Genomic DNA, 9,894 nt, shown 5'->3' with positions numbered 1-9,894 from the left:
TACCAACAGTATGAGTTATTAAAAACCTACATTGAGCAATTAAGACAATTAACCTTAATCGAACTCGACCCTGTAACCCAACGTTTACCTGAGGAATATGAAAATCTAAAAGCCCGCGCTTATTTTCAAACAGGTCAATTAGAAGAGGCAGAATTACTGTTAGAACAACTGATATCTCAAGCAGAATCACACAATAGCCCGCAAAATATCAATTGGTATTCGTTATTAAGCCAAATTCACCACGTCAATAAGGATGACGTCAAACGATTCGCCATCTTACAAAAACAGATGATTTTTTTCCCGAGCAAAAAACTAGAAGAGGAAATAGTGGCTTTACAAAGTAAAGATTAAGTTTTTGCCCTTACATTTTTACAAACAACGACATCGCTTTACTCTTCATCTGCCAAGACGTTTACCCAACCTCGCCTTTAGTTTAGTATCCAAGCCTGTAAATTTATTAGCAAACTGCGAAACGAGATAAAAGCTAGGCATGAACCAAGCAACAATTTACTGGCACGATTATGAAACGTGGGGAGTCAGTCCACAAAAAGACTTTCCATGTCAATTTGCTGGTGTAAGAACCGATTTAGACCTTAATATTATCGACAAACCTTTGATGATATACAGTCAAATACCCAACGATTACATCCCCCAACCGCAGGCTTGTTTAATTACAGGGATAACACCTCAATTAACCCTGCGTGATGGGATCAGTGAAGCCAGTTTTATTCAGAAAATTTATGAGCAGTTCAGCCAAGCTAATACCTGTGTGGCGGGTTACAACAGTTTACGGTTTGATGATGAGGTAACACGCTACACGCTATACCGTAACTTTTACGATCCCTATGCTCGCGAATGGCAAAATGGTAATAGCCGCTGGGACATTATTGATTTAGCCAGAGCCTGTTATGCACTTCGGCCAGAAGGCATAGAATGGCCATTAAACGACGATGGAATACCGAGTTTTAAACTGCAAGCGTTAAGCTCAGCCAACGGTTTAGAGCACAAGGCCGCGCACGATGCGATGTCGGATGTTTACGCCACCATTGCCTTGGCTAAATTAATCAAGGAAAAACAAAGTAAGCTTTATCAATTTTCCTTTGAAAATCGCAGTAAAACCAAGGTAGCAGCGCTAATTGACTGTGAAAATTTAACGCCCCTCGTTCATGTATCTTCTAAATTGCCTGCGGCTCAGGGATGTTGTACGTGGATAAGTCCGGTAGCGCTTCACCCTACCAATAAAAATGCGGTGATTGTACTTAATTTAGCCTTAGATCCCAGACCATTGGCTACCCTAAGCGTTGAAGAAATTAGACAAAAACTATATCAGCCGAGCAGTATGTTGGCTCAGGACGAGCAGCGCTTGCCCCTTAAATTGATACATTTAAATAAATGCCCTTTTATCGCGCCAGCTAAAACACTAACAGAAGAAAATGCTTCTCGGCTCGGCATCAATCGCAAAGAATGTCTAGAAAACTTACAATGGATTAAATCCAACACAGACATAGTAGCGAAGCTACAAGCCGTATTTACTGAGCAATATAGTGAAAGGTCATCGGATCCGGAACATGCCCTGTATAGTGGTGGTTTTTTCAGTTCAGCAGATAAGCAACTTATCTCTCAAGTTAATCAAGCCACAGAGCAGCAGTTAATTGACTTAGTGCTGCCCTTTGAAGATCCGAGATTAAGCACGTTGCTGTTTCGTTACAGAGCCAGAAACTTTCCCCAAACTCTGAGCCAAAAAGAAATTGAAAGCTGGCAACAATACAGAAAAACTCGTTTGATGGAACCAAATTCAGCCGCTTCGATTAAATTGCCAGAGTACTTCCAAGAGTTAGAACACCTAAGCGTTGAACATGCTAATAACCCTAAAAAATTGGCTATCATCACGGCCCTTTACAAATATGCGCAAAATTTATAACAATGGCGGTAAGGTAAAATCTGAACTAGCCGATATTTAATTTGAATTGTAAGCAAAACGTTTTGATTATATTGTGAAATCAATGTTTCACACGGACAAGGTGATTTAAATGCTAGGTATTACCCTTAAGGTAGATGAAAACAAGCAATTTTTGGATGTGGTGTTATCGCCCAAAATGATCCAAAAGCCCATCGATGCTAAAACCATCCAAGAAATTCTCCAACGAAGTGAATATAGCCAGTGGTTTATTTTTGAACAAAATATTGTTGATGCCTTAAATCACTATCAAACTGCCTTGAAAAACGGCAACAAAGATGACTCAACTCACCGTATTGCTGAGCGCAAAGAAAGCGACATTAAATGCAAGATTCAAGAAGACGAGTTAGCTGCAAGCTTAATTATCACCAGAGGCTATGGTGGAGCTGCTCTCACAGCAGATCACTTAATGAAAACCTTGAAAGAACACAGTATTGTTAAAGGTATCAGTAAAAAACGCTTAGAAGCCCTTGCCAAAGAGTGTAATAACGGAGTGCCAGGACAAACCTATCAAAATATCGTTGCTAAGGGTTTAACACCACGAAATGGCCGCTCGTCTAAACTACAGCCTTTGGTGCAAAATGCCCTAGAACGCATCCTACAACCACAGCAAGTTGGTAGCGCCCGCGTAGATATGCGTAATTTGGGTGACGTTATTTGCGTTAAAAAAGGAACAGAGTTGTTGCGCCGCCTACCACCAGGTAAAGGCCGCATCGGCGTGACTGTGACCGGCGCTAGAATTGAGCCGAAACCCGGCGAGTTACTGCCTATTAAACCTGGCGAAGGGACGGCTATCAGTGAACGAGATGAAAATCTTCTGATCGCTGACATTTCTGGGATGCCTAAGTTTAAAGATCAAAAAATGTGGGTAGATGAGACCTTTATTTGTAAAGGGGTCAACGTAGGAACGGGCAACATCAATTACGATGGCGCGGTGTTGGTAAACGGCGATGTAACAGAAAAAATGCAAATCATTGCCTCTGGCGATGTCACTATCAATGGCTTTGTTGAATCAGCTCATATTCAGGCTGGCGGTGACATCATTATTACTGAAGGAGCTATGGGTAAGGTTAATGACAATGTCACCGAATACAGCTCTCAGCTATTTGCCAAGGGCAGCGTGCACGTTCAACATGGCCAGGGCCTAGATATAAATTGTAATGGCAATGTAACCATTGGCCGTCAATTAGCGTATAGCCGAGTAACCTGCAAAGGCGAAGTAACAGTAGGCGCTGTTGACAAACCCGCTGGTAATATTTTTGGCTGTACCATTAAATGCAATAGTAAGTTAGCGGCTGGAACCGTAGGCGCTATTTCAGGAAGTAGTTTAAGTATTGATTTTAGCGACGGTTTTAATAGTTTGTTAGAGCGCAAGGATACGCTTGACGAACTACTGCGCCAAATTAAACAAAATAATACCCGACACCAACAACGAATGAACCTGATCAACGGAAAATACATCCCCGAAGATATGAAGGGACGAGTAGAAGAAGCCAATGAAATGGTGCAAAACGAGTGGCAATTATTAAAATGGCTAGAAAGCAAAGCCGAAGAAATGAAAAATTCGAAAGACAGCTATCAAACAAATATCAAATTATTAGCTAATAAGAAAATTTATCCGGGAGTCATTCTAAAACTCAATAACCGTACATGGCGTGCGGAACGAGAATATGAAAAATCTCAAGTGTCGTTTTTGGGACACCAATGGCAACATGAGCCATTGGTTTAGTTTCTGCGACGAAGTCAGTCTATAGTCGTGCTAACAAACTGGAGGTATCCCAACGGTTACCTCCTAGTTTTTGAACATCAGCATAAAATTGATCAACCAGCGCGGTTAAGGGTAATGAACTCCCGTTATTCTTAGCTTCTTGTAGGGCAATATCTAAATCTTTGCGCATCCAATCCACCGCAAATCCAAAATCGTATCGCTGCTGCAGCATCGTGGCTGAGCGATTTTCCATTTGCCAGCTCTGTGCCGCCCCTTTAGAAATAACATCGATTACTGCTTGGCAATCTAGCCCTGCGTTTTGGCCAAACTGTAAGGCTTCTGCCAAGCCTTGTACGATGCCTGCGATGCAGATCTGATTCATCATCTTTGCTAATTGACCACTGCCTACAGGCCCTAATAATTGACTACATTTTGCGTAGGCATTTGTTACCGCTTTAACCTTAGCAAAGTGTCCCTCATCACCGCCTAACATGATGGTAAGCTGCCCCTTTTGTGCGCCAATTTGTCCGCCAGATACGGGCGCATCATAAAAAGAAACACCTAAGGCTTCGCATTCTGCCGCCATCTCTTTGGCCACTTTGGCTGATGTGGTGGTGTGATCTACAACAATTTTTTCAGGGCTGATACCTGCAAGCACACCTTGCTCCCCGAGCATGATTTCACGTAAATCTTCATCGTTACCCACACAAATAAAAATAATTTCTGCTTGCTGAGCTGCTTCTTTAGGAGTAGCAACGCACTGGCCAGCATACTCAGTTAACCAAGTTTCTGCCTTAGCTGATGAACGGTTGTACACGCTCACTTGATGACCTGCAGCCGCTAAATGTCCAGCCATGGGATACCCCATAACGCCTAAGCCGATAAAAGCTACTTTTTGCTTCATGTTATGCCCTTTAATACTTGAATGTACCGTTAAACCTGACAATATAAACTACTACTCACGATGCAGGAACCTTCATGACAGATACCCTATATCATTTTAACCTTACCTTAAATAATGGCCAACAAACCACCCTCGAACCGTATCAGGGGAAGGTGTTGTTGATTGTTAATACTGCCAGTAAATGTGGTTTTACGCCTCAATATGAAGGCTTACAACGCCTGTACAGCACCTATCATGCCCAAGGTTTGGTTGTCCTGGGTTTTCCTTGTGACCAATTTGGCCATCAGGAGCCAGGTTCAGACGAGGAAATTGAACAATTCTGTAGCCTTAACTTTAATGTGAATTTTCCCTTGTTTCGAAAAATTGACGTAAACGGAAGTCAGGCATCACCACTTTACACCTTTCTCAAGTCAGAGGCCCCTGGCGTATTGGGCAGCAAAGGGATTAAGTGGAATTTTACTAAATTTTTAGTGGATAAAAATGGCAAGGTAATTAAGCGATATGCACCAACCACTAAACCCACAGATATCATCACCGATATAGAGGCATTGCTCGCTGAGTAAGCACTACACTTAAAGGGCAGGTAACCCTGCCCTTTGTGTTAAGGGCCAAGTTACATGGGTTGAGCCCTTGCTCAATTTATATAGTTCGCTGCGCAATTAGCATAAAATATTTACCAAACCACAAATAGGGCTGTTGCTCGCCATATTGTAATTCTAGTCGTTTTAACTGCTCGTAATGACTGGTTTGCTGGGTCTTATCTTTTAAATAATCGTGAAAACACCGAATACCTGCCTGCTGAACAATATTTACCGGCAAATCTTGCATAAAAGCCAAAATATCTTGCGGACGCTGTGGATTATTAGGATTTAAGCGTACTTGATTTTTTACCTTCATGCCTTGCTCAACATAATCAAAATTACCGTAACAAATATTACTGAAACGCTGCGCATCTTGATTAAAAAAGCTTAAAGACAAATACCCAGCGGGCTTAAGCAAGGCCACTAATTTTTGGATAACAGGAAAAGGGTCGCTTAACCATTCTAAAACCGCATGACAAATAACAAGATCGTACTGCGTTTCTGGCAAGCTAAGTATATCTTGATGGCACAATGTCAGCTTGTCATTGGTGGCAAACTTAGCTTTAGCAATGGCTAAGGTTTCTCCAGAAATATCCGTAAGTGTGACCTCATGTCCTAGGGCTAACATGGCTTGAGTCATGGTGCCAGTACCGCCACCTGCATCAAGTATACGCATAGGTGAGCTGCGCAGGTCGATGGTGTTGGTTAAATGATGTAAAAATAGTTCGTGCCTGAGTTTCCCCTTGGTTGAACCATGGATATTGTGCTCAAACTTCGTGGCAATATCATCAAAATTTTGGTCGGCTTTCATTTTTTAATCTTAGGCAGGATTGGGAATATCAATAAATTCAACTGTCACATCAAGGGTCTTTGCTAAATAGTCACCCACTGCTTGGGCACCAAATCGCTCAGTTGCATGATGGCCTGCAGCGAAAAAGTGAATATTCATTTCTCGTGCAGTATGGATGGTTTGCTCGGAAACCTCACCCGTGATAAACGCATCAATACCTTGGCTGGCAGCTAAATCGATGTATTTTTGTCCACCACCAGTGCACCATGCCACGGAACTGATTAGCGCTTTTTGCGCGACTTCAACTAAGGGTGATTTGCCTAGCACTAAATCTAACCGCTGGGCTAATTCACTTGGGGTAAGCGCTGTTTCAAAGTTGCCTTTTAAGGCAATACTGATCCTTCCTCCTTCAAGGTTTTCGATATTTTTTATGTCTAAACGCTGAGCCAGTTGCACATTATTGCCAAGGCTAGGATGCACATCTAAGGGTAAGTGATAAGCAAATAAACTTATATCGTGTTGCAGCAAAGTGGCTATCCGCTTTTTTTTCATGCCGCTTAAACAAGGATCTTCGCCCTTCCAAAAATAACCATGATGTACAAAAATGGCGTCTGCCTCGGCTGCTACAGCTCGGTCGATCAATGCTTGTGACGCTGTCACGCCTGTCACAATTTTACGAATGATAGGCTTACCCTCTATTTGCAAACCATTTGGGCACCCGTCACCCATCAAATGCGGCTGTAGTAAGTCATTTAGGGTGTTCAGTAATTCAGTTCTTGAAACGCTCATATTTTAAAGGTCTTGGTCGCTTAATTTTTTGTCTTTGCTTTACTGCTGCTGGGCATCGATAAAGCTTTTAAATAGTGCTTTTGTTCGAGACACAGAGCTGGCGTGGTCAACGATAGGCACATAGTAACCGAGTTTTATGACATCAGTATATTTACTTGGTTGATGAATTTGTTTTGCTGTCAGCTTACTCAGCTCTGGCACCCAACGTTTTATAAACGTGCCCTGCGGGTCGAAACGTTCACTTTGTGAAGTAGGATTAAAAATACGAAAATACGGTGCAGCATCCGTTCCTACCGATGCACTCCACTGCCAACCACCATTATTCGACGCAAAATCACCATCAATCAATTGGCTCATAAAATAGTCTTCAGCCCAGCGCCAAGGCAAAAACAAGTGTTTGCAATAAAAACTAGCTACGATCATTCTCAAGCGGTTGTGCATCCAACCAGTGGCTTTAAGCGCGCGCATCGCAGCATCAACAATAGGGTAGCCTGTTTCACCCTTTTTCCATGCCTCAAAATGCGCTTTGTTATCATCCCACTTAAAGTGGTGGTATTGCTTTTGAAAAGGAAAATTCTTATTTACGTGGGTAAAATGAAACGCCACATACCGGTAAAAGTCGCGCCACGCGAGCTCTTTTAACCACACGTGCGCGCCGTGATTTGGCTCAGAGATTTTTTCACCATATTCTTGTTGCAAAACAAATGCACAGTGCTTAGCGCTAAGGCCTCCAATCGAAAGCAAGTGGGATATCTGACTGGTGCCATCCACTGCAGGAACATCTCTGTTGTCAGCGTAATCAGGGGCTTTTTGCTCAACAAAGGCTATCAGTTGCTTATACATATCATCACTAGACGCAGGCCAATCTTCTACATCAGTGTTCTGTTTATAATGTGTTAAATCACTATTATCTGGCGTTATTTTTGTGGACTTTGCCGATGAGGTAGCCGTGGGATGCGGAAAATGATCTAACAGCTCAGTTAACCACGTTTTAAAGTAAGGTGTAAACATCTTATAGGGCGTGTCTTGTTTGCTCATGATGACTTCAGGGCGAATAATGCAAGTATCATGAAACTTGGCAACCTTAATGTCCTTTTCATCACATAATTGCTTAAATTTTTTGTCTCGAACTCGTTCATCCCATTCGTATTCAGCGTTGAAGTAAACGGCACTCATTTGATGCTTAACGCAAAATTCAATAAGGTCTTGGGGAGTGTGGGCAAAATCTTCAGTGTTTATAATGAACAAGGGTACGTTTCTTTGCGCTAATTCTTCACGAAGTGCCGAGAGGCGATTAATAATTAAATTAATTTTGCAAGGGGCATAATGATAATGCTGCCACTGCGCTGGTGTTAAGCAATACAGTGCACACACCTGCTCATGATGTTCAATGGCATAATCTAGAGGGCTATGCCAATTCGCACGTAAATCACTTCTTAACCAAACCAATGCAGTCATTTTGTTGTCCTTAATTTTTTAACCTAACTCGTGGCTACGTACCTGAGCACTAATATGATCACTCACTGGGAAAGCCGTTCTAGTAACATCATAGTTTCAACGTGAGATGTTTGCGGAAACATATTCATCATTGTTACGCGTAACACCTTGAAGCCTTTTGAAACGAGGTACTCTGTATCTCGAGCTAAGGTTGCTGCATCACACGAAACATATAAAATTTGCTGAGGTTTAATGCCTATTAGGGTATCTAAAAAGGCTTTTGCTCCTGCTCTAGGGGGGTCAAGTAATACTTTAGTGACCGACATGGCCGTCAATTCGTTTGTCACGGCCTGGCTCAAATCAGCCGCTACAAATTGCAGGTTTTCTAGTTTGTTTTCTGAGGCGTTTCGTCTGCCAGCGGCGACCATGCTTGCTTGCACCTCAACACCTACCACCTGTTTCGCACGCTTAGCTAAGGGCAATGAAAAATTACCTACCCCACAGAACAAGTCTAAAATCACGTCGTCTTGACTGGGCGCTAGCCATTTCATCGCAAGAGCCACCATTTTGCTATTCATCTGCTCATTTACTTGGATAAAATCTTGTGGATGGTAACGTAGCCTAAGATCATCAACATCGTAAAAGCGTAGGTCACCTTCCTCTACCTGCACGCGTTTTTCTGCTGGATCCTGCCAATAAATGACAAACGAAAACGTATCTGCCCATTGCATCCATTGCGCTTTTAACTCGGGGCTAATCATCGCGGTTAATCGAAACAATACTGACACACCGCGGCTATCTTCAAGTAATTCTATATGCCCTAAATTTGCTGCTAAGCTATCGCTTAACAAACGTTGTTTGAGCTTGGCGAAAATCTGCTGCAACGCTGGGGTCAGCACAATACAATTGTCGATATCGATAATGCGGTTTGAGGCTTTACCACGAAAGCCCATGATAGTTTTACCTTCACTATAAATGAAAGCAACTCTTGCTCGGCGACGATACCCATAATCCTCGGCACTTAAACGTTCTATGGGCAGTTCGCCGATGACTTTGCGTAACTGACCTTGCAACCACGTTTGTTTGGCAGCTAGCTGCTGCTCCATAGCTAAGTGCTGAAAACTACAACCACCACACAGGTCGTAATGCGGACAAAGGGGGGTTAAACGATAAGGGCTGACTTCAATGATTTGATTCAAACTAGCGATGTCAAAGCTTTTGCCCGGCTTAATTACCTGAGCGATAACTTTTTCATCAGGTAAGGCCCCTTCAATAAAGGTCACTTTGCCGCTCAACCGGGCCACGCCCCTAGCGTCATGTGTTAACCCCTCAACCTGAAACTCTTGATTAGGTCCTACCGCTACTGTGTTAACTTTACGACGTCGTTTCTGATGCTTATGTTGCAAATTTTAAACTCTGTTACTGATTATAAGGCCTATTCTATCTAACTTTTTAAATGCTGTTGTTTTTTACTTAACATTTATTTTTGTCGTCAAGAGTTGGTGCTTGTCGACATGCAAACAAGCCTTATCGCATAGTTGAATTTAAGAAGCATGAGCATTCAACCAGCAAGAAAATACTTTGAGGTTTCAGCGATAATGGGACGAAACGGTGCCAAATTTCTATTTAAATGTCTAGTTTGTACCGCCTCCACTGCCAATAACACTGTGCAAGGATTTAGTTAAAAAATTAAGTTTATCTTCTCACTCTTAGCCTTTACTAAGCTAA

Annotated in this window: 9 protein-coding genes; 4 read left to right on the top strand and 5 right to left on the bottom strand. The window is 42.4% G+C overall.

Features of this window, described 5'->3' with window-relative positions:
* The 3 genes from NWQ57_RS02940 to NWQ57_RS02930 all read left to right on the top strand — a co-directional run.
* A partial coding sequence (locus NWQ57_RS02940; RefSeq protein WP_306020526.1) for a hypothetical protein occupies positions 1 to 351 on the top strand: 351 nt, incomplete at its 5' end.
* A 139-nt stretch (positions 352 to 490) separates the two neighbouring features.
* Entirely contained in the window at positions 491 to 1,921 is a 1,431-nt protein-coding gene (gene sbcB, locus NWQ57_RS02935; protein ID WP_306020525.1) for an exodeoxyribonuclease I, read from the top strand.
* A gap of 109 nt (positions 1,922 to 2,030) precedes the next feature.
* On the top strand, positions 2,031 to 3,686 hold the full coding sequence (locus NWQ57_RS02930; protein WP_306020524.1) for a DUF342 domain-containing protein: 1,656 nt from the start codon (positions 2,031 to 2,033) through the stop codon (positions 3,684 to 3,686).
* A gap of 19 nt (positions 3,687 to 3,705) precedes the next feature.
* Here the strand turns inward: NWQ57_RS02930 and NWQ57_RS02925 are convergent, their stop codons facing one another.
* On the bottom strand, positions 3,706 to 4,569 hold the full coding sequence (locus NWQ57_RS02925) for an NAD(P)-dependent oxidoreductase (RefSeq protein ID WP_306020523.1): 864 nt from the start codon (positions 4,567 to 4,569) through the stop codon (positions 3,706 to 3,708).
* A gap of 74 nt (positions 4,570 to 4,643) precedes the next feature.
* Between NWQ57_RS02925 and NWQ57_RS02920 the strand changes: the two genes are divergently transcribed.
* On the top strand, positions 4,644 to 5,132 hold the full coding sequence (locus NWQ57_RS02920; RefSeq protein WP_306020521.1) for a glutathione peroxidase: 489 nt from the start codon (positions 4,644 to 4,646) through the stop codon (positions 5,130 to 5,132).
* 76 nt (positions 5,133 to 5,208) lie between these two features.
* Here the strand turns inward: NWQ57_RS02920 and NWQ57_RS02915 are convergent, their stop codons facing one another.
* The 4 genes from NWQ57_RS02915 to rlmD all read right to left on the bottom strand — a co-directional run bounded on the left by NWQ57_RS02915 (position 5,209) and on the right by rlmD (position 9,572).
* Positions 5,209 to 5,961: a methyltransferase gene (locus NWQ57_RS02915; protein ID WP_306020520.1), complete on the bottom strand. Its 753-nt coding sequence runs from the start codon at positions 5,959 to 5,961 to the stop codon at positions 5,209 to 5,211.
* A 9-nt stretch (positions 5,962 to 5,970) separates the two neighbouring features.
* Complete coding sequence (locus NWQ57_RS02910) at positions 5,971 to 6,729, bottom strand: Nif3-like dinuclear metal center hexameric protein (protein ID WP_306020519.1); 759 nt, start codon at positions 6,727 to 6,729, stop codon at positions 5,971 to 5,973.
* A 39-nt stretch (positions 6,730 to 6,768) separates the two neighbouring features.
* Positions 6,769 to 8,187 (bottom strand): deoxyribodipyrimidine photo-lyase, encoded by a 1,419-nt coding sequence (locus NWQ57_RS02905; protein ID WP_306020517.1) that lies wholly within the window; start codon positions 8,185 to 8,187, stop codon positions 6,769 to 6,771.
* A gap of 62 nt (positions 8,188 to 8,249) precedes the next feature.
* Positions 8,250 to 9,572, bottom strand: a complete 1,323-nt coding sequence (gene rlmD / locus NWQ57_RS02900) for a 23S rRNA (uracil(1939)-C(5))-methyltransferase RlmD (protein WP_306020516.1) — start codon at positions 9,570 to 9,572, stop codon at positions 8,250 to 8,252.
* Between the last annotated feature and the right edge of the window lie 322 nt (positions 9,573 to 9,894).

Origin of the sequence: Paraglaciecola sp. (assembly GCF_030730205.1) — a bacterium.
In the GTDB taxonomy this organism is placed as follows: domain Bacteria; phylum Pseudomonadota; class Gammaproteobacteria; order Enterobacterales; family Alteromonadaceae; genus Paraglaciecola.
This window is presented reverse-complemented; position numbering and strand designations above follow the sequence as displayed.

Coding starts and splice junctions, on each gene's coding strand:
- sbcB (WP_306020525.1), top strand. CDS start 491: ATGAACCAAGCAACAATTTACTGGCACGATTATGAAACGTGGGGAGTC.
- NWQ57_RS02930 (WP_306020524.1), top strand. CDS start 2,031: ATGCTAGGTATTACCCTTAAGGTAGATGAAAACAAGCAATTTTTGGAT.
- NWQ57_RS02925 (WP_306020523.1), bottom strand. CDS start 4,569: ATGAAGCAAAAAGTAGCTTTTATCGGCTTAGGCGTTATGGGGTATCCC.
- NWQ57_RS02920 (WP_306020521.1), top strand. CDS start 4,644: ATGACAGATACCCTATATCATTTTAACCTTACCTTAAATAATGGCCAA.
- NWQ57_RS02915 (WP_306020520.1), bottom strand. CDS start 5,961: ATGAAAGCCGACCAAAATTTTGATGATATTGCCACGAAGTTTGAGCAC.
- NWQ57_RS02910 (WP_306020519.1), bottom strand. CDS start 6,729: ATGAGCGTTTCAAGAACTGAATTACTGAACACCCTAAATGACTTACTA.
- NWQ57_RS02905 (WP_306020517.1), bottom strand. CDS start 8,187: ATGACTGCATTGGTTTGGTTAAGAAGTGATTTACGTGCGAATTGGCAT.